Raw genomic sequence first — 18,379 nt, forward strand, 5'->3', positions numbered from 1 at the left:
TTCCGGCGACGGGTCGCGACGCGGGCCGGGCCGGGTGACGCCGCGGAGCGGGAAAGGTGACGGGTACGGCATCCTGACGCCTCATTTCCGCCAAAAGTCCTATCCCTTCTTGTGCGAGCGGCCGGCGTTGCGCAAAACGTCATAACGGCCGGCCACAAGTCAGGAGTTCGCGTGTCCCTCTTCCTTATCGTCGCCCTGCCTTTCCTCGGGGCGATGCTTCCCGGACTGATGAACTCCGCCGGACGGCAGGCTTGCGCCGGCGTGACCTTCACCGTCACGCTGCTCGCCCTGATCGGCCTGCTGACGAACCTGCCGGCCGTGCTCGCGGGCGAGATCGTGACCGCGCGGGTGTCCTGGATGCCCGGGCTCGGACTCGACGTGACGTTCTGGCTCGACGGGCTCGGCTTCTTCTTCGCCGCGCTGATCCTCGGCATCGGCCTCCTCATCATCGCCTATGCCCGGCACTACCTCGCCCGCGAGGATCACATGGGCGAGTTCTTCACCTACCTGCTCCTGTTCCAGGGTGCGATGGTGGGCATCGTGCTGTCGGACAACGTGCTGCTCCTGCTGATCTTCTGGGAGCTCACCTCGCTGTCGTCGTTCCTGCTCATCGGCTACTGGAAGCACCTGCCCGAGGGGCGGCAGGGCGCGCGGATGGCGCTCGCCGTGACCGGCATGGGCGGGCTGGCGATGATCGGGGGCATGCTGATCCTCGGGCAGATCGCCGGCAGCTACGACCTCAGCGTGATCCTCGAGAACCGCGACGCGATCCAGGCCTCGCCGCTCTACCACCCCGCGCTCGTGCTGATCCTGCTCGGCTGCTTCACCAAGTCGGCGCAGTTCCCGTTCCATTTCTGGCTGCCGCACGCGATGGCCGCGCCGACGCCGGTCTCGGCCTACCTGCACTCGGCGACGATGGTGAAGGCCGGCATCTTCCTGCTCGCGCGGCTCTGGCCGGTCCTGTCGGGGACGCCGGAATGGTTCGTGCTCGTCACCGGCGCGGGCCTCATCACGATGGTGCTCGGTGCCACGATCGCGCTCTTCAAGCACGACCTGAAGGCGCTGCTGGCCTTCTCCACGGTCAGCCATCTGGGCCTCATCACCATGCTTCTGGGCACCGGCACCGCCTTCGGGGCGATGGCGGCCGTGTTCCACATCCTCAACCACGCGACCTTCAAGGCGGCCCTGTTCATGTCGGCGGGGATCATCGACCACGGGGTGCATACCCGCGACATCCGCCGCCTGGGCGGGCTCCGGCGCCTGATGCCCGTCACCTTCGTCATCGCCACGCTGGCCGCTTTGTCGATGGCGGGCATCCCGTTCCTCAACGGGTTCCTGTCGAAGGAGATGATGCTGGAGGAGGCGGCGCATACCACGCTCTTCGACCTGCCCTGGCTCGTCCCCGCGCTCGCCGTGCTGGGCTCGCTCTTCTCGGCGGCCTATTGCTTCCGCTTCGTGGGCCACGTCTTCTTCGGGCCGGTGCGCGACGACTACCCCGGCCATCCGCACGATCCGGGTCCGGGCCTCTGGGGTCCGCCGGCCCTGCTGGTCGTGCTCGTCGTCCTGATCGGCGTGATGCCGTTCCTGGCGGAGCCCTTCGTCAAGCTGGTGACCGCCGCGGTGCTCGGCCCCGCCGCGGAGGTGCCGGAGGCGCATCTTGCGATCTGGCACGGCGTCACGCCCGCGCTCTACATGTCGATCGTCGCCGTCGGCGGCGGCTTCCTCGCCTTCGCCGCCCACGGCCCGGCGCAGCGCCTGTGGGACCGCACGCCCCGTCCCGAAGCCAAGACCCTGTTCGACGGCGTGATCGCGGGGATCGTCGGTCTCGCCCGCCGGACGGTCGCGCCGCTTCACGACGGCGCGTTCTCGCGCTACGCCGCGATCTTCGCGGTCACGGTGGTGGCCGTCGGCGCACATGCCGGGCTGACCGGCGCCTCGGCGGCGCCGAGCCGGGCGATGCAGACGCCCGGCGTGGTGCAGGTCGCCGGCTGGGCCATGCTCGTCGCGGCCGCCGGCGCGCTCGTCTTCCTGCACCGCAACCGGCTCCTGTCGCTCATCCTCATCGGCATCGTCGGCCTCATGGTCACCGCCGGCTTCGTCCTCTTCAGCGCGCCCGACCTCGCGATGACCCAGCTCACGGTCGAGGTCGTCACGATCATCCTGCTCCTCCTCGCGCTGAACTTCCTGCCGAACCGTACCCCGATCGAGAGCTCGGCCTTCCGCCGCGCCCGCGACGGAATCATCGCGGTGGCGGGTGGCCTCGCGACGATGGCGCTGTCCTGGCACTACCTGCTGCGCGACACCGTGGCGCCCAGCATCTCCGAGTTCCACCTCGCCAACTCCTACAAGGGCGGCGGCGGCACGAACGTCGTGAATGTCATCCTCGTCGACTTCCGAGGCTTCGACACCTACGGGGAGATCATCGTGCTCTCCATCGCCGCGCTGTTGATCTTCGCCCTGACCGAGTCGCTTCTGGCCGGCCCGGTCCGCGCGCGACTCCTCAACCGGCTCCCCGATCAGCCCCGCGCCGGCGGCACCCATCCGATGCTGATGGTCATCGTGACCCGCGTCATCATGCCGGTTGTCATGCTGGTGGGCTTCTTCGTCTTCCTGCGCGGCCACAACGAGCCGGGCGGGGGCTTCATCGCCGGGCTGATCGTGTCGATCGGCTTCGTCATGCAATACATGGCCTCGGGCTTCGCCTGGACCTCGGCGCGGCTGAAATACCCCTATCATGGCGTCATCGGCGCCGGCGTGCTGACCGCGGGCCTGACCGGGATCGGCTCGTGGTTCTTCGGTGCGCCGTTCCTGACCTCGGCCTTCACCTACGTGCGCATCCCACCCTTCGACGAGTTCGAGCTCGCCACCGCCGCGCTCTTCGACCTGGGCGTGTTCCTCGCCGTCGTCGGCGCGGTGATGCTCTCGCTCGAGAGCTTCTCGCGCCTCGCCCGGAGGCAACACGGACCGGAGGACGACTATCCGATGGGCATCGATCCCTCGCGCGACGACCTGCCCCGCACCACCGAGATCGGGGCCTGACATGGAGTTTCTCGTCGCTTCCGCCATTGGCGTGCTCACGGCCTCGGGGCTCTACCTCGTCCTGCGGCTCCGGACCTTCCCGGTCATCATGGGCACGTCGCTGCTGACCTATGCCGTCAACGTGTTCCTCTTCGCCTCGGGCCGGCTCACCGTCGGCGCGCCCCCGATCCTGACCGATGCGGAGCGCTACACCGACCCGCTGCCGCAGGCGCTGGTGCTGACGGCCATCGTGATCTCCTTCGGGATGACCGCCGTCGTCGTGATGATCGCGCTCGGCGCCTATCTCGGCGACGACGACGACCATGTCGACGATGCAGCCGAGGGGGAGGACGCCCGATGAGCCACTGGATCATCCTGCCCGTCGTCCTGCCCGCGTTCCTCGCGCCCTTCGTCGTGCTGGTCGCGCGCCATCACATCGGCATCCAGCGTGCGATCTCGGTCGCGGGCGGCGTCGTGATGCTCGTCCTCGCCGCGGGCCTGGCCTGGCAGACCGCCGATGGCAGCGTCATCCTCTACCAGCTCAGCGACTGGGCCGCGCCGTTCGGAATCGTCCTCGTCGGCGACCGCCTCTCGACGCTGATGGTGCTCTTGACGGCGATCCTGTCGCTCCTCGTCCTGCTCTACGCGATCGGCTCGGGCTGGGACGCGCGGGGCTGGCACTTCCACGCGCTCTGGCAATTCCAGATCATGGGGATCATGGGGGCCTTCCTGACGGGCGACCTCTTCAACCTCTTCGTCTTCTTCGAGGTCCTGCTGATCGCCTCCTACGGGCTGATGATCCATTCGGGCGGGACCGTGCGGCTCCGGGCGGGCACGCAATACGTGCTCTACAACCTGCTCGGCTCGACGCTCTTCCTCTTCGCCCTCGGTGCCCTCTACGCCGAGACGGGGACGCTCAACATGGCCGACCTCGCGGAGCGGGTGCGCCTCATCGCGCCGGACGCGAACATGGGCATCCGCATCGCCGCCGTGCTCCTGCTGATGGTCTTCGCGGTCAAGGCCGCGCTGGTGCCGCTGCATTTCTGGCTGCCGTCGAGCTATGCCGAGGCGCCCGCCCCCGTCGCCGCGCTCTTCGCGATCATGACCAAGGTCGGGGCCTACGCGATCATCCGCGTCTACACGATGATCTTCCCGCCCGGGCTCGAGGCGACGGGGGGCCTGCACGGCTGGTGGCTCCTGCCCGCCGCGCTCGTCTCGGTCGCCGTGGGCATGGTCGGCGTGCTCGCCGCGCGCCGGCTCGACCGGCTGGTGGCCTTTTCGGTGATCGGCTCGATGGGCATGGTGATGGTCGCGATCGCGCTCTTCACCCCGGCCGGCATCGCGGCGGCGCTCTACTACATCGTCCATTCCACGCTGGCCGCGGCCGCCCTGTTCCTGATCTGCGATCTGGTCCGCGCGGGCCGCGCCGATCTCGACCTCACGGCGCAGCCGCCGGTCGCCGGCGCGACGATGACCGCGGCGCTCTTCTTCGTCGCGGCCATCGCGATGGTCGGCCTGCCGCCGCTCTCGGGCTTCCTCGGCAAGCTCCTGATCCTCGACGCGGCCTTCGGCACGGACGCGGTCGTCTGGGTCTGGACGATCATCCTCGTCACCTCGCTCATCAGCCTTCTCGGCTTCGCCCGCGCCGGGACGGAGGTGTTCTGGAAGGCCCGCGCCGTGGCCCCGGACGAGGCCGCCCCCGCCCCGTCGCGCCCGCCCGCCCTCTCCTACGTGGCGGTCGGCGGCCTGCTCGCGCTGCTCGTGGCGCATACGATTTTCGCCGGGCCGGTCACGGCCTATACCTCCGCCATCTCCGCGCAACTCTTCGCGCCCGACCGATACCTCTCGACCGTGCTCGAGACGCCGGGCAAGCTGTCGGATGCGGATCCCGACGAGGAGGCGCACTGACATGATGAAGCCGTTCCGGAAGCTGTTTCCCCATCCCGCCCTCACGATCCTGATGGCCGGGGTCTGGATGCTGCTGCAACCCGAGTTCTCGGCCGGCATGGCGGTGTTCGGCCTCATCCTCGGCATCATCATCCCGATCGGCACCGCCCGCTGGTGGCCCGACCGGCCCGAGCATATCGCGGTCGGAAAGATGCTCGCCTATTGCCTCCTCGTGCTCTGGGACATCGTGGTCGCCAACGTGCAGGTGGCCTGGATCGTGCTGACCAAGCCCAACGACAGGATGCGCCCCGCCTGGGTCGTGGTCCCGCTGGACCTGCGCACGCCCGAGGCGATCTCGATCCTCGCGGGCACCATCACGCTGACCCCCGGCACCGTCTCCGCCGACCTCTCGGACAACGGCCGGAGCCTCCTCGTCCACGCGCTCGACGCGCCGGACCCGGACGCGGTGCGCGACGACATCAAGCACCGCTACGAACGCCGCCTCAAGGAGATCTTCCGATGACCTTCGCGACCATTCTGATGACCTGGTCCCTCTATGCGGCCTTCGCGATCGTGGGATTGTCGCAGATCCTGGCGATGGTCCGGCTGTGGATCGGGCCGGCGACCGGCGACCGCATCCTCGCGCTCGACACGATGTTCATCAACGCGATCGGACTGATCGTGCTGCTGGGCATCTACCAGGGCACGGCGATCTATTTCGAGGTCTCGCTCATCATCGCCATGCTGGGCTTCGTCTCCACCGTCGCCTACGCACGGTTCGTCCTGCGGGGGGACGTCATCGAATGATCGAGATCGCAGCAATCCTCGCCATCGCGGCGTTCCTCCTGATCGGTCTCCTGTTCACGCTGGTCGCCGCCATCGGCCTGCTGAAGCTCGCCGATCCGATGACCCGGCTGCACGCGCCGACCAAGGCCGGCACGCTCGGCACCGGCGCGTTCCTGATGGCCTCGATGATCCACTCCTTCACCTTCACCACCGGCGCGCTGCACGAGATCCTGATCATGGCCTTCCTGTTCGTCACCGCCCCGGTCTCGGCGAACTTCATCAGCCGCGTGAACATCCACAGGCGCACCTGCGACACCCCGCCCCCGCCGGGCGACGGCACCACCTGGTCCACCCTCGACGTGCCGGAGGAGGACCGGGAATATCGGGAACGGGTGGGATAGCGCGCGGGACAGAGGCTGCGCGTCCTATTCGCCGGATGCCGCCGGCACGAACCTGTCGAGGTCCGTCCCGCTGTCACGTGCCAGCAGGAAGACCATATGCACGGCGGACGCGACCCGGACGATCCGCAACGTCGCCTCTGGCAATTCCTCCGGTCGGGGCTCCTGCCGAAGCTCGGCCAGGGTTTGCGTAATGTCCATGTGGCGACGGCGATACGAAGCGGCACGGTAGTCCTGCCCCTCGATCGTACGCGGGAGCGCCTCCGTAACGCTGGCCACGAAACGCAAGGCTTGCCGGCTCTCACGGTTGAGGCATTCGACGGTCCGTTTGCCGGTGGCATCCTCGTCCCGCGAGTCGCACAAGTCCGCCATTCGTGAGACACACGTGGACTGGAGAGCTTGGCGGAACATGATGTCGGCGTCGTCGACGGCGATCATGCAGCCGATGTAGTCCGGGTCGAGATACGTTTCCTCGGCGAAAGCAGGGGCGGCCTCGAACGCGAATCCCTGAATCGCGAGAGAGACGTATCGTGCAAGGTTCCGCATGGGATCAGGCTCCGTCGCTTGTGTCCGCAAGCCTACCTGCCACGCCTTGACATCGTTTGAACGGGGGATCGCTGCGGAGCCGGTCGTCCCGACGTCATGCCAACAAGCCACACGGCAGACCCGGTGGCCGATTCAAACCCCGTTTGCGCCCCGCCCCCGTTTGCGGCAAACCCTGTCGCACGGGAGGACGGACCGGCTCGAAGCCTGTCCGCAACAGGGAGAGAGACATGAAACACACCGCATTCGGCCTCGCCGCCGTCGCCACGCTCGCGGCCGGCGCCGCGACCGCGCAGCAATCCATCGTGATCGGCCATTCGCTGTCGCCGGATTCGCATTACGGCCTCGGCGCGCAGGCCTTCATCGACACGCTTGAGGAGCTTTCGGGCGGCGAATGGACCGGGGAGCAGGCGCCCGCGGGCCAGCTCGGCGGCGAGCGCGACATGATCGAGGGGCTGCAGATCGGCTCGCTCGACGTGGTCATCACCTCCACCGGCCCGCTCGGCAACTTCGTCCCCGAGGTCTTCGTCCTCGACCTGCCGTTCCTGTTCCGGGACTACGACCACGCCCGCTCGGTCCTCGACGGCGAGATCGGGCAGGAGCTGCTGGCGAAGATCGACGAGAACGGGCTCGTGGGTCTCGCCTGGTCGGAGAACGGCTTCCGCCACGTCACGAACTCGCAGCACCCGGTCGAGACGCCCGAGGATCTGGCCGGGCTGAAGCTCCGCACGATGGAGAACCGCGTCCACATGGAGGCGTTCGAGGATCTGGGCGCCGCGCCGACGCCGATGGCCTTCCCCGAGCTCTTCCCCGCGCTCCAGCAGGGGGTCGTCGACGGGCAGGAGAACCCCGTGACCGTCATCGTCGCCGCCAAGTTCTGGGAGGTGCAGGACTACGCCACGCTCACCGGCCACGTCTATTCCCCGGTCGCGATCCTGGCCTCCCCCGTGCTCTTCGACGGACTCTCGGAGGAGGAGCAGGGCTGGTTCCACGAGGCCGCGAAGGCCAGCGGCGCGGCCACCCGCGCCGAGGTCAACCGGCTCGAGGAGGAGGGCGTCCAGATCATGCGCGACAACGGTATGGAGGTCGTCACCGAGATCGACAAGGACGCCTTCGCCGCCATCGCGGAGCCGGCCTACGCCATCTACACCGACGAGTACGGCTCCGAGATGGTCGACCGCATCCGCGAAGCCGAATAAGCCCCGCATCCGCCGGCGCGGGGACCCGCGCCGGCCCCCTTCCCGAACGGCTCCCCCATGATCCGCGCCTTCCTGCGGCTCGAGGCGATCACGACCGGCCTCGCGCTCCGCGCCGCCATCGCGCTACTCTGCGTCACCGCCGGGCTCGCGATGTTCCAGGTCGTGACCCGCTTCGTCTTCGACGCGCCCTCCACATGGTCGGAGGTCGTCACCCGCTCGGCGATGATCTGGTCGGTCTTCCTCGGCGTCGCCGCCGCCTACCGGCACGGCGCGATGATCTCCGTCGATCTCATCCAGACCGCGCTGCCCGCGCCCCTGGGCCGGATGCTGTTCATCGCCGCGAACGCGGCGTCCTTCCTCTTCTTCACGATCCTCCTATGGCAGGGCTGGCTCATGTGCGGCCGCGTCGCGCGCCAGAACCTCGCCGCGCTCGAGATCTCGATCGCCTGGGTCTATGCCGCGCTGCCGGTCGGCTCCGCGTTCATCATTGTCGCAATCCTCGCCGCCACGCTCCGCGGCCTCACCGGCGCCGCCACCCCGCCTCAGACCTTCGGGCCCGTCTCGTGAACGCCGCGCTCGGCCTCTCGCTCGCCATCCTCTTCCTCGCCGGGGTGCCGATCGCGGTGGCGATCGGTCTCGCCTCCGTCGCGGGGATCGAGGCACAGGGCCGCCTGCCCCTCCTCCTCGTCGCGCAGCGGATGTTCACCGGCATCGACAGCTTCCCGCTCGTCGCGATCCCGCTCTTCATCCTCGCCGGCAACCTCATGTCGGCGGGCGGCATCTCCGGCCGGCTGGTCGATCTCGCCAAGTCCATCGTCGGCGGCGTGCAGGGCGGGCTCGCCTGCACCTGCGTGCTGACCTGCATGCTCTTCGCCTCGGTCTCGGGCTCCTCGGTGGCGACCACCTTCGCCATCGGCGCGATCCTGATCCCGGCCATGGCCGATCACGGCTACCCGCGCCCCCTCGCCGCCTCGATCCAGGCCTCGTCGGCCGAGCTCGGCGTGCTGATCCCGCCCTCGATCCCGCTGATCCTCTACGGCGTCTCCACCGACACCTCGATCGGCCGCCTCTTCGTCGCGGGGATCGGCCCCGGCTTCGTCGTCGCCGCGACGCTGATGGCGCTCGTCCTCTTCATCTGCCGGCGGCGCGGGATCGGCCGCAACGACGGCGAGGGCCGCCTCGATCCCGGCCCCGCCCTCCTCGCCGCGCTGCCCGCGCTGCTCGTGCCGGTCGTGATCCTGGGCGGCATCTATTCCGGCATCTTCACGCCCACCGAGGCCAGCGCCGCCGCCGTCGCCGCGGCCCTCGTCGTGGGGCTCCTGCTCTACCGCGAACTGCGCCCCGGAGACCTCCCCGGCATCCTCGCGCGGACCGTGATCTCGACCTCCGCGATCATGATCATCATCGCCGCCGCCGCGCTGTTCTCCTTTTTGATCACGCGGTCGGGCCTGCCGAACGAGATCGCCGGCTGGTTCCGGAACATGTTCGAGAGCCGCGTGGCCTTCCTCCTCGCCGTGAACTTGCTGCTCCTCGTCGTCGGCATGTTCATCGAGACCTCGGCGGCGATCCTCGTGCTCGCCCCGATCCTCACGCCGATCGCGGTGGCCTACGGGGTCGATCCGGTGCATTTCGGGCTGGTCGTCGTCGTCAACCTCGCGCTCGGCATGATCACCCCGCCGCTGGGCGTGAACCTCTTCGCCGCTTGCGCGGTGGCGAAGATCCCGGTCGAGCGCATCGTCCCGCAGCTGGTCTGGTTCGTCGCCGCCGTCTTCGCCGCGCTGATGCTGATCACCTACATCCCCGCCCTCTCGCTCTGGCCGGTCGAGCTCGTCTACGGCGGCTGAGAAAACATGGCCGTCGCCGCACCGATCCCGGCCTGTCATCAAACCTTCATTTGCCGCCCGGCCCGGTTCCGCTAAGCAATCCGCCGAGGGCACGACATCGACGGGGGCGCCGCATGACGACCTACGCAGTGAACGGGCTGGGCCGGATCGGCAAGCTCGCGCTCCGCCCGCTGCTCGAGCGCGGCGCCGAGATCGCCTGGATCAACGACGCCACCGGCGATCCCGCCATGCACGCGCATCTCTTCGAGTTCGACAGCGTGCACGGCCGCTGGCCCGCGACGTTCGCCCACGACGCGGACAGCGTGACCATCGACGACCGCCGCCTGCCCTTCGTCGGCACCGGCGACTTGGCCGCGCTGCCGCTCGACGGCGTGGACGTGGTCATCGACTGCACCGGCGTTCACAAGACCGAAGCGACGCTCGCCCCCTATTTCGCGGCCGGCGTCAGGAAGGTCGTCGTCTCGGCCCCGGTCAAGGATTGCGACGCGGCCAACATCGTCTACGGCGTCAACCACGCGAGCTACGACCCCGTGCGTCACCGGATCGTCACCGCCGCCTCCTGCACCACGAATTGCCTGGCCCCCGTCGTGAAGGTCGTCCACGAGACCTTCGGCATCCGCCACGGGTCGATCACCACGATCCACGACGTCACCAACACGCAGACCATCGTCGACCGCCCGGCGAAGGATCTGCGCCGCGCCCGCTCGGCGCTGAACTCGCTGATCCCGACCACGACCGGGTCCGCCACGGCGATCACGCTGATCTATCCCGAACTCGCCGGCCGGCTGAACGGCCATGCCGTGCGGGTGCCGCTCCTGAACGGCTCGCTGACCGACTGCGTGTTCGAGGTCGCGCGCGAGACCGATGCGACGGAAGTCAACGCCGCTTTCGCCGCCGCCGCAGACGGGCCCCTGCGCGGCATCCTCGGCTACGAGACCCGGCCCCTCGTCTCCGCCGATTACGTCAACGACCCGCGCTCCGCGATCGTGGACGCGCCGTCCACCATGGTCGTGGCCGGCACGCAGGTGAAGGTCTACGCCTGGTACGACAACGAATACGGCTACGCCCACCGCCTCGTCGACGTCGCGCTGATGGTTGGGGCGGCGCTGTGAGCGCACCGGCGGCGACGCGGCCCGAGGGGCTGTCGGCCTATATCGCCGTCACCGCCGCCTACTGGGCGTTCATGCTCACCGACGGCGCGCTGCGGATGCTGGTCCTGCTGCACTTCCACACGCTCGGCTTCTCGCCGGTGCAGCTCGCCTATCTCTTCGTCCTCTACGAGGTCGCGGGGATGGTCACGAACCTCGCGGCGGGCTGGATCGCCGCGCGGTTCGGGCTGACCTCGACGCTCTATGCGGGGCTCGGGCTGCAGGTCGCGGCGCTCCTCGCGCTGACCGCGCTCGACCCGGGCTGGACCATCGCCGCCTCTGTGGCCTTCGTGATGTGCGTGCAGGGGGCGAGCGGCGTGGCCAAGGACCTCGCCAAGATGTCGTCCAAATCCGCCGTGAAGCTGCTCGCCCCGGCCGGGGGCGGCGGGCTGTTCCGCTGGGTCGCCCTGCTCACCGGGTCGAAGAACGCGGTGAAGGGACTGGGCTTCCTGCTCGGCGCGGCGCTCCTCGCGACGCTCGGCTTCACCGGCGCGGTCCTGTCGATGGCCGTGATCCTCGCCGTCATCCTCGCCGCCGTGGCGCTGTTCATGCCGCCGGGACTGCCGAGGGGGCGCCGCGGTGCGAAATTCTCGGAAATCTTCTCCCGCTCCGCCAACGTGAACCGTCTCTCGGCGGCGCGGGTGTTCCTGTTCGGCGCGCGGGACGTGTGGTTCGTCGTCGGCATCCCGATCTATTTCTACGCCGTCCTCTCCGACGGGACCGAGGCCGGCAACCGCACGGCCTTCTTCCTGATCGGCACCTTCATGGCGCTCTGGATCATCCTCTACGGCGCGGTGCAGGCCGCCGCGCCCCGCATCCTGCGGGCCGCCCAGCGCTCCGAGGGCAGCCTCATCCGCGCCGTCCGGGGCTGGGCCGCGGGGCTGGCGCTCGTCCCCGCCGCGTGGCTCACCGGCACGCTCGTCGCGGGGCTTCTCGTCTTCGGCGTCCTCTTCGCGGTGAACTCCTCGCTGCACTCCTACCTGATCCTCGCCTTCACGCGGTCGGAGCGGGTCACGATGGATGTCGGCTTCTATTACATGGCCAATGCGGGCGGGCGGCTCGTCGGCACGCTCCTGTCGGGGCTGACCTACCAGACGGGCGGCCTCGCCCTCGTGCTCGGCACCGCCGCGGCGATGGTCGCGCTGGCTGCGCTCGCGTCGGGTGGCCTTTCCGACGAGACCGGCGCGGCGCCGGCCTGAGGGGACGCCGCTCCAGCCCCCCGGAATCGGCGTCGTGCACTTGGCCTTTCGGCCCGGCCATCCGCATGTCATCCTCTGGGTCGCCGGAAAGGGAGGAGACCGATCATGCCGGACGATGAGACCCCGCCGACCGCCCTCGTGATTTCGGCCCATGCCGCCGACTTCGTCTGGCGCTGCGGCGGCGCCATCGCGCTCCACGCCGAGATGGGCTGGAACGTCACCGTCGCCTGCCTTTCCTTCGGCGAGCGGGGCGAAAGCGCACGGCTCTGGAAGGACGGCAAGTCCCTCGAAGAGGTCGTCGCGATCCGCCGCGCCGAGGCGGAGGCCGCGGCGGCGGCGCTGGGCGTGCATCGCCTCGAATGCTTCGACCTCGGCGACTACCCGCTGGAACTCGGCCGCAACGACAAGATGCGCCTCGTCGACCTGATCCGGCAGGTCCAGCCGCGCTGGATGGCGAGCCATTCGCGCTACGACCCCTACAATACCGACCATTCCTACACGACGCAGGTCGTGCTCGAGGCCCGCATGATCGCGCAGGCCTGGGGCCACGAGCCCGGGCAGAAGGTGCTCGGCGCGCCGCAGCTCTACCTCTTCGAGCCGCACCAGACCGAACGCATGGGCTGGACGCCCGACACCTTCCTCGACATCACGCCCGTCTGGGACCGCAAGCGCGCCGCGATGGAGGCGATGCAGGGCCAGGTCCACCTGTGGGACTTCTACACCCGCGTGGCCCAGCAGCGCGCCAACCACTTCAAGCGCAATTCAGGCGGTCAGTCGGGCGGACGCGACTGCACGTACGCCGAAGGGTTCGAGAGCGTGTTCCCCCGCACCGTCGACGCATTGTGAGGACCTGACATGCCGGTCGTGAAACAGAACATCGAACGTGCCGACCCCGCCATCATCGAGGCGCTCGGCCGCGCGGGCGTCGCCACGGTCCACGAGGCGCAGGGACGCACGGGCTGCCTCGCCCCCCATCTGCGCCCGGTCTGGCGCGGCGCGCGCATCGCCGGCAGCGCCGTCACGATCAGTGCGCCCCCCGGCGACAACTGGATGCTCCATGTCGCCATCGAGCAGGTCCGGGAGGGCGACGTGCTCGTGCTCGCCCCGACCTCGCCCTGCACCGACGGCTATTTCGGCGACCTCATCGCCACCTCGGCCCTCGCGCGGGGTTGCCGCGGGCTGGTGATCGACGCGGGCGTGCGCGACGTGGCCGATCTGGAGGAGATGGGCTTCCCCGTCTGGTCCCGCGCGATCAGCGCGCAGGGCACGGTGAAGGCCAGCCTCGGCGACGTGAACGTGCCCATCGTCTGCGGCGGACAGGCCATCGCGGCGGGCGACGTCATCGTCGCCGACGACGACGGGGTCTGCGTCGTCCCCCGTGGCGATGCCGCGGCCGTGCTCGACCGCGCGAAGACGCGTATCGCGGCCGAGGACGAGAAGCGGCGGAGGCTCGCCGCGGGGGAGCTGGGCCTCGACATGTACGACATGCGCGGCGCGCTGGAGGCGCTCGGCCTGCGCTATGAATGAGGCGGGCCTGCCCTGCCTCTGGATGCGCGGCGGCACGTCGAAGGGCGCGGTGTTCCTGGCCCGCGACCTGCCCGCCGACCCCGCCGACCGCGACTCGCTCCTGCTGCGGATCATGGGCTCCCCCGACCCGGCCCAGATCGACGGCATCGGCGGGGCCGATCCGCTGACCTCCAAGGTGGCGGTGATCTCGCCCTCGGCGGACGCGGCGGCGGATGTCGACTACCTCTTCCTGCAGGTCTTCGTCGACCGCCCGCTGGTGTCGGACGCGCAGGGCTGCGGCAACATGCTGGCCGCCATCGGCCCCGCCGCCATCCATCGGGGCCTCGTTGCGTCCGTAGACGGCGAGACCGAACTCCGCATCCGCATGGTCAATACCGGCGAGGTCGCGACCGCGCGCATCGCCACGCCGGGCGGGCGCGTCGCCTACGGTGGCGACGCGGCGATCGACGGCGTGCCCGGATGCCATGCCGCGGTGCCGCTGATGTTCGACGACGTCGCCGGCTCGATGTGCGGCGCGCTCTTGCCCACAGGCAAGGTGGTGGACCGGGTCGGCGGGCACGACTGCACCCTGATCGACAACGGAATGCCCTGCGTCATCCTGCGGGCCTCGGATCTCGGGATCGAGGGCACGGAGGATCGCGCGGCACTCGATGCCGATACGGGCCTGAAGGACCGGATCGAGGCGATCCGGCTGGCGGCGGGGCCGCGGATGAACCTCGGGGACGTCGCGGAGAAATCCGTCCCGAAGATGATCCTCGTCTCGCCCCCCCGCGCAGGGGGCGTCGTCGGCACGCGCGCCTTCATTCCGCACCGATGCCACGCCAGCATCGGCGTCTTCGCCGCCATCACGGTGGCGACGGCCTGCACGCTCGACGGATCGCCCGCCGCCGCGCTCGCGGCCCTGCCCGACGGCGACACGTTCCGCGTCGAGCATCCGTCCGGCGCGGCGGAGGTCCTGATCGAACGCGACGGAACGGGCCGCGTAATCCGCACCGGCACCGTGCGCACCGCCCGCCTCCTCATGGACGGCATCGTCTACCCGGCGCCCGGACGAGCCTCGGTCTAGGCCGGGTCCCGTGCGCTCCGTGTCCGCCGGTCGTCGGCGCCGCGACGGACGATGGAACCGCGCCGGTCCCGTCGCATCAGCCCTGTTCCACGACCCGTCCGCCCTGCCGCAGGTCTCCGAGGACGCCACGGCTCGACTCCGCCGTCCGCCGCGTTAGAAGCGCGGCGCCGCCCTTCGCCACCCTGCCGAGGGGCCGTCACGAAGGAGAGATCCCCGAATGACCGCAGACCTCATCGACATCCATCCCGACGTCCGGGCGGCGCTCGACGCGGGCCGCGCCGTGGTCGCGCTGGAATCGACCATCGTCACCCACGGCATGCCGCATCCCCGGAACGTCGAGACCGCCCGCGCCGTCGAGGACGACATCCGGGCCGAAGGCGCCGTTCCGGCCACCATCGCGGTGCTCGACGGGCGGCCCAGGGTCGGGCTGTCGGCGGCCGATCTCGACGCGCTCGTCGCCCGCCCGGACGTCGCCAAGGCCTCGGGCCGCGACCTCGCCGCGATCATGGCGCGCGGCGGCAGCGCGGGCACGACCGTCTCCTGCACGATGCGGCTCGCCGCGCTCGCGGGCATCCGCGTCTTCGCCACCGGCGGCGTGGGCGGCGTGCATCGCGGCGCGGAGGAGACGTGGGACGTGTCGGCCGACCTGGCGGAACTCGGCCGGACCGAGGTCGCGGTCGTCTGCGCCGGGGTGAAGTCGATCCTCGACATCCCGAAGACGCTCGAAGTGCTGGAGAGCCAGCGCGTGCCGGTCATCGCCTACGGCACCGACGCCTTCCCCGCCTTCTACGCCCGCGACAGCGGCAAACGCGCCGACCACCGCCTCGACACGCCGGAGGAGATCGCGCGGGCGGTGGACCTTCATCTCCGCCTCGGCTCCGGCACCGGCCTGCTGATCGCCAACCCGGTCCCGGAGGCGGACGCGCTCGCACCCGCCGAGATCGACGGCATCATCGCGGAGGCCATCGACGCGGCCGCGACGCAGGGCGTGTCGCGCAAGGATCTCACCCCATTCCTGCTCGAGCGGATCGCGACCCGGTCGGAGGGCCGCAGCCTCGCCACGAACATCGCGCTGGTGCGGAACAACGCCCGCCTCGCGGCGCGGATCGCCGTCGAGCTCGCCGGCTGAGCGCCGAAGACGAGACGCCAGAATCCGAAGCAGCCTTATGGCTGAGAGTCGATCAGGGCAGCCCCCGGCCGCGGGTGGGGGCAAAGCCCCCGCCCTGGGGGGCGGACGGGGGCTGCCCGGCGTTGCCGCCGGGCGAACCGATCGCTGAATTAAGCCATGGCTGCGGTCATTGCGTCGTAGAGAGCGCCATTCGCCATGGCCCGTCGTTTCCGCGTCGTGACGAGAACGACCCTCGAATCCATCCCGTCAGCTGATGCGACCCTTCGGCAAATCGGCGGCGACTCCTTCCCGCCCGCCGCCGGACCCTGCCCTTGTCGTCTCTATCCTCCGCCGCCTTCCCACCCGCCTGACCCACCGGGCTGGACCCCGCATGCCCGATGCGGTCAGGTAGCGTCCGACATCCCGAAAAGGAGCCTCCCATGCAAATCGAGCCGTTCGGCGTCGAGATATGGATGAACGCGCACGAGAACGATTGCGCCATCAATCTCGCCGAGACCTGCGTGTCGAGCCTAACGCTGGACGAGCTCCTGCGCCTGACGGGCCGAAACGCCGACGCGCTGGCGGAGCTTCTGCCGCGCAAACTGGGCTACGGCGCGATCGAGGGCTCCGACCGCCTGCGCGACGCGATCGCCGCCCTCTACGCGGATGCGACCCGCCACGACGTGATCGTCGCGCACGGCACCGCCGGCGCGAACGCCCTCGTCTGGCAGGCGATGGTGGGCGCAGGCGACCGGGTCGTGAGCCTCGTGCCGACCTACCAGCAGCATGTCTCGATCCCCGAGAGCCTCGGCGCCGAGGTCGTCCGGTTCCCGCTCCGCGCCGAGGAGGACTGGCTGCCCGACACGGACGCCCTCGCCCGCGCGGTGACGCCGGGCACGCGCATGGTCGCGCTGACCAACCCCAACAACCCGACCGGCGCGCTGATCGACCGGGCGGGGCTCGAACGGATCGTGGAGATCGCACGCGCGGCCGGCGCCTGGCTTCTCGTCGACGAGGTCTATCGCGGCACGGCGCAGGACGACGATTCCATCGGGCCGTCGGTCGTGGACCTCTACGAGCGGGGCATCTCGACGGCCGGCATGTCCAAGGCCTTCGCGCTCGCCGGGCTCCGGCTCGGCTGGGTCGTGGGGCCCGAGGAGGTCCGCACGGCGGTATCGCGGCACCGCGACTACAACACGATCTCGGTCGGCCTGATCGACGACCACCTCGCCGCGCTCGCGCTCGAAAGCGCCGACCGCGTGCTCGACCGCTCGCGGCGCATCACGCGGGGCAACCTCGCATTGATCGACATGTGGATCGGGTCGGAGCCGCATCTCGACTGGGTGCGCCCGCGCGCCGGAACGACAGCGCTCGTGGCCTACGACCTCGACCTGTCCTCCGAGCGCTTCTGCCTCGACCTGCTGGCCGAGGAAGGCGTGCTCTTCACCCCCGGCTCGGCGATGGGGATGGAGGGATATGTCCGCATCGGCTTCGCCAACGACCCCGCGGCGCTGGAAGCCGGCCTGCCGCGGGTCTCGGCCTTCCTCGCGCGGCATGCGGGAGAACGGGCCACGCTGCGCGCGGGATAGGATGTGCGCGACGGATCCGGCTCGGCCCCACAGGACGAGAGGGCAACCCCGGGCAGCGAACGGGGGAGAAGCCCCGCCCACGGGGGCGGACCGGCGCGGCCTCGGACCTATCCCACACCTGTGCCACAGCCGTAACACAGCCATAACACAGCGGTAACACGCCCCTCCCGTCAGCCGATCTCGGCACGCACCTCGTCGAGGATGCGCTTCGCCTCCGACCCCTGCAGCCGCTGGATGTCGTCCTGATACTTCAGCAAGGCGCCCAGCGTGTCGGCGATCACCTCCGGGGAGAGGTCGATCACGTCGAGCGCCAGCAGGCACTTGGCCCAGTCGATCGTCTCCGCCACGCCCGGCCGCTTGAACAGATCCTCGCCCCGCAGACGCTGCACGAAGGCCACGACCTCCCGGCTCAGGCGCTCCGCCGCCTCGGGCGCGCGGGCAGCGAGGATCTCCATCTCGCGGGCATGGTCGGGGTAGTCCACCCAGTGATAAAGACACCGTCTTTTCAAGGCGTCATGCACCTCGCGCGTGCGGTTCGAGGTGAGGATCACGATCGGCGGCGCGGGCGCCTTCACGGTCCCGGTCTCGGGGATCGTGACCTGATGATCCGACAGCGCCTCGAGCAAAAACGCCTCGAACGGCGCGTCGGTGCGGTCGATCTCGTCGATCAGCAGGACCGGCGGTCCGCCCGGCTGCGGCCGCATCGCCTCGAGCAAGGGGCGCGCGATCAGGAAGTCGTCGGAGAACAGGTCGGGCGGCGCGGTCTGCGTGGCCTCCGCCCGGCGGATCGCCACCATCTGCGCGGCGAAGTTCCACTCGTAGACCGCCGAATGCGCGTCGAGCCCCTCGTAGCATTGCAACCGGATCAGCCGCCGCCCGAGCGTCGCGGCGAGCGCCTTGGCGATCTCGGTCTTGCCGGTCCCCGCTTCGCCTTCGAGGAAGATCGGCCGGTCGAGCGCGAGCGCGAGGAACACCACCGTCGCGAGCGCTCGCCCGCAAACGTAGTCCTGTTCCGCGAGCCGCGCCTGCACGTCGTCGATCGAGTCCATCGGCGCATGGGGCATGAG

Annotated in this window: 18 protein-coding genes; 16 read left to right on the top strand and 2 right to left on the bottom strand. The window is 69.9% G+C overall.

Translation table 11 applies throughout. The features are described from left to right. Positions 1-171: 171 nt before the first annotated feature. From Q1A87_RS08900 to mnhG, 6 genes are read left to right on the top strand one after another with little or no spacing between them, the layout of a single operon-like run. Positions 172-3,039, top strand: a complete 2,868-nt coding sequence (locus tag Q1A87_RS08900) for a monovalent cation/H+ antiporter subunit A (protein ID WP_299649940.1) — start codon at positions 172-174, stop codon at positions 3,037-3,039. Between the two features lies 1 nt (position 3,040). Beyond that, positions 3,041-3,379, top strand: coding sequence for a Na+/H+ antiporter subunit C (locus tag Q1A87_RS08905; protein ID WP_299649943.1), 339 nt, complete (start codon positions 3,041-3,043; stop codon positions 3,377-3,379). Beyond that, entirely contained in the window at positions 3,376-4,926 is a 1,551-nt protein-coding gene (locus Q1A87_RS08910; RefSeq protein ID WP_299649946.1) for a monovalent cation/H+ antiporter subunit D, read from the top strand. Before Q1A87_RS08905 ends, Q1A87_RS08910 begins: the two co-directional genes overlap by 4 nt. 1 nt (position 4,927) lies before the next feature. Further along, the gene (locus Q1A87_RS08915; RefSeq protein ID WP_299649949.1) at positions 4,928-5,428 is read left to right on the top strand and encodes a Na+/H+ antiporter subunit E; all 501 of its coding nucleotides are present in this window, start codon (positions 4,928-4,930) and stop codon (positions 5,426-5,428) included. Next, a complete protein-coding gene (locus Q1A87_RS08920) occupies positions 5,425-5,712 on the top strand; it encodes a K+/H+ antiporter subunit F (RefSeq protein ID WP_299649952.1) in 288 nt (95 codons plus the stop codon). Before Q1A87_RS08915 ends, Q1A87_RS08920 begins: the two co-directional genes overlap by 4 nt. Beyond that, positions 5,709-6,092, top strand: coding sequence for a monovalent cation/H(+) antiporter subunit G (gene mnhG, locus Q1A87_RS08925; RefSeq protein ID WP_299649955.1), 384 nt, complete (start codon positions 5,709-5,711; stop codon positions 6,090-6,092). Before Q1A87_RS08920 ends, mnhG begins: the two co-directional genes overlap by 4 nt. Before the next feature lie 24 nt (positions 6,093-6,116). Here the strand turns inward: mnhG and Q1A87_RS08930 are convergent, their stop codons facing one another. Continuing rightward, positions 6,117-6,635, bottom strand: coding sequence for a hypothetical protein (locus Q1A87_RS08930; RefSeq protein ID WP_299649958.1), 519 nt, complete (start codon positions 6,633-6,635; stop codon positions 6,117-6,119). 227 nt (positions 6,636-6,862) lie between these two features. Between Q1A87_RS08930 and Q1A87_RS08935 the strand changes: the two genes are divergently transcribed. The 10 genes from Q1A87_RS08935 (at position 6,863) to Q1A87_RS08980 (ending at position 17,312) form a co-directional block, all read left to right on the top strand. After that, positions 6,863-7,831 carry a TRAP transporter substrate-binding protein gene (locus tag Q1A87_RS08935; protein ID WP_299649961.1) on the top strand — a complete coding sequence of 323 codons (969 nt, stop codon included), beginning with the start codon at positions 6,863-6,865 and terminating at the stop codon, positions 7,829-7,831. A 57-nt stretch (positions 7,832-7,888) separates the two neighbouring features. Beyond that, positions 7,889-8,398 carry a TRAP transporter small permease gene (locus Q1A87_RS08940; protein WP_299649964.1) on the top strand — a complete coding sequence of 170 codons (510 nt, stop codon included), beginning with the start codon at positions 7,889-7,891 and terminating at the stop codon, positions 8,396-8,398. After that, a complete protein-coding gene (locus Q1A87_RS08945) occupies positions 8,395-9,675 on the top strand; it encodes a TRAP transporter large permease (RefSeq protein WP_299649967.1) in 1,281 nt (426 codons plus the stop codon). The genes Q1A87_RS08940 and Q1A87_RS08945 overlap by 4 nt, the downstream gene beginning before the upstream one ends. Before the next feature lie 113 nt (positions 9,676-9,788). Then, positions 9,789-10,787, top strand: coding sequence for an ArsJ-associated glyceraldehyde-3-phosphate dehydrogenase (locus tag Q1A87_RS08950; RefSeq protein WP_299649970.1), 999 nt, complete (start codon positions 9,789-9,791; stop codon positions 10,785-10,787). Further along, a complete protein-coding gene (gene arsJ, locus Q1A87_RS08955) occupies positions 10,784-12,022 on the top strand; it encodes an organoarsenical effux MFS transporter ArsJ (RefSeq protein ID WP_299649973.1) in 1,239 nt (412 codons plus the stop codon). Before Q1A87_RS08950 ends, arsJ begins: the two co-directional genes overlap by 4 nt. Before the next feature lie 105 nt (positions 12,023-12,127). Continuing rightward, positions 12,128-12,868 carry a PIG-L deacetylase family protein gene (locus Q1A87_RS08960; protein WP_299649976.1) on the top strand — a complete coding sequence of 247 codons (741 nt, stop codon included), beginning with the start codon at positions 12,128-12,130 and terminating at the stop codon, positions 12,866-12,868. A 9-nt stretch (positions 12,869-12,877) separates the two neighbouring features. After that, positions 12,878-13,549, top strand: a complete 672-nt coding sequence (locus Q1A87_RS08965) for a 4-carboxy-4-hydroxy-2-oxoadipate aldolase/oxaloacetate decarboxylase (RefSeq protein ID WP_299649979.1) — start codon at positions 12,878-12,880, stop codon at positions 13,547-13,549. After that, entirely contained in the window at positions 13,542-14,615 is a 1,074-nt protein-coding gene (locus Q1A87_RS08970) for a 4-oxalomesaconate tautomerase (protein WP_299649982.1), read from the top strand. The genes Q1A87_RS08965 and Q1A87_RS08970 overlap by 8 nt, the downstream gene beginning before the upstream one ends. A gap of 217 nt (positions 14,616-14,832) precedes the next feature. Next, the gene (locus Q1A87_RS08975) at positions 14,833-15,744 is read left to right on the top strand and encodes a pseudouridine-5'-phosphate glycosidase (RefSeq protein ID WP_299649985.1); all 912 of its coding nucleotides are present in this window, start codon (positions 14,833-14,835) and stop codon (positions 15,742-15,744) included. A 419-nt stretch (positions 15,745-16,163) separates the two neighbouring features. After that, complete coding sequence (locus Q1A87_RS08980) at positions 16,164-17,312, top strand: aminotransferase class I/II-fold pyridoxal phosphate-dependent enzyme (RefSeq protein WP_299649988.1); 1,149 nt, start codon at positions 16,164-16,166, stop codon at positions 17,310-17,312. 170 nt (positions 17,313-17,482) lie between these two features. On the opposite strand, the gene Q1A87_RS08985 is transcribed toward Q1A87_RS08980, so the two are convergent. Next, the gene (locus tag Q1A87_RS08985; protein WP_299649991.1) at positions 17,483-18,376 is read right to left on the bottom strand and encodes a MoxR family ATPase; all 894 of its coding nucleotides are present in this window, start codon (positions 18,374-18,376) and stop codon (positions 17,483-17,485) included. Positions 18,377-18,379 lie beyond the last annotated feature (3 nt).

It is taken from the genome of uncultured Jannaschia sp., from assembly GCF_947494055.1.
Classification (GTDB): Bacteria; Pseudomonadota; Alphaproteobacteria; order Rhodobacterales; family Rhodobacteraceae; genus Jannaschia.

What these genes read in the sequence shown, in the direction of transcription:
- Q1A87_RS08935 (WP_299649961.1), top strand. Translation starts at nt 6,863, where the DNA reads ATGAAACACACCGCATTCGGCCTCGCCGCCGTCGCCACGCTCGCGGCC.
- Q1A87_RS08920 (WP_299649952.1), top strand. Translation starts at nt 5,425, where the DNA reads ATGACCTTCGCGACCATTCTGATGACCTGGTCCCTCTATGCGGCCTTC.
- Q1A87_RS08930 (WP_299649958.1), bottom strand. Translation starts at nt 6,635, where the DNA reads ATGCGGAACCTTGCACGATACGTCTCTCTCGCGATTCAGGGATTCGCG.
- Q1A87_RS08915 (WP_299649949.1), top strand. Translation starts at nt 4,928, where the DNA reads ATGATGAAGCCGTTCCGGAAGCTGTTTCCCCATCCCGCCCTCACGATC.
- Q1A87_RS08970 (WP_299649982.1), top strand. Translation starts at nt 13,542, where the DNA reads ATGAATGAGGCGGGCCTGCCCTGCCTCTGGATGCGCGGCGGCACGTCG.
- Q1A87_RS08965 (WP_299649979.1), top strand. Translation starts at nt 12,878, where the DNA reads ATGCCGGTCGTGAAACAGAACATCGAACGTGCCGACCCCGCCATCATC.
- Q1A87_RS08960 (WP_299649976.1), top strand. Translation starts at nt 12,128, where the DNA reads ATGCCGGACGATGAGACCCCGCCGACCGCCCTCGTGATTTCGGCCCAT.
- mnhG (WP_299649955.1), top strand. Translation starts at nt 5,709, where the DNA reads ATGATCGAGATCGCAGCAATCCTCGCCATCGCGGCGTTCCTCCTGATC.
- Q1A87_RS08980 (WP_299649988.1), top strand. Translation starts at nt 16,164, where the DNA reads ATGCAAATCGAGCCGTTCGGCGTCGAGATATGGATGAACGCGCACGAG.
- Q1A87_RS08905 (WP_299649943.1), top strand. Translation starts at nt 3,041, where the DNA reads ATGGAGTTTCTCGTCGCTTCCGCCATTGGCGTGCTCACGGCCTCGGGG.
- Q1A87_RS08975 (WP_299649985.1), top strand. Translation starts at nt 14,833, where the DNA reads ATGACCGCAGACCTCATCGACATCCATCCCGACGTCCGGGCGGCGCTC.
- Q1A87_RS08950 (WP_299649970.1), top strand. Translation starts at nt 9,789, where the DNA reads ATGACGACCTACGCAGTGAACGGGCTGGGCCGGATCGGCAAGCTCGCG.
- Q1A87_RS08940 (WP_299649964.1), top strand. Translation starts at nt 7,889, where the DNA reads ATGATCCGCGCCTTCCTGCGGCTCGAGGCGATCACGACCGGCCTCGCG.
- Q1A87_RS08985 (WP_299649991.1), bottom strand. Translation starts at nt 18,376, where the DNA reads ATGCCCCATGCGCCGATGGACTCGATCGACGACGTGCAGGCGCGGCTC.
- Q1A87_RS08910 (WP_299649946.1), top strand. Translation starts at nt 3,376, where the DNA reads ATGAGCCACTGGATCATCCTGCCCGTCGTCCTGCCCGCGTTCCTCGCG.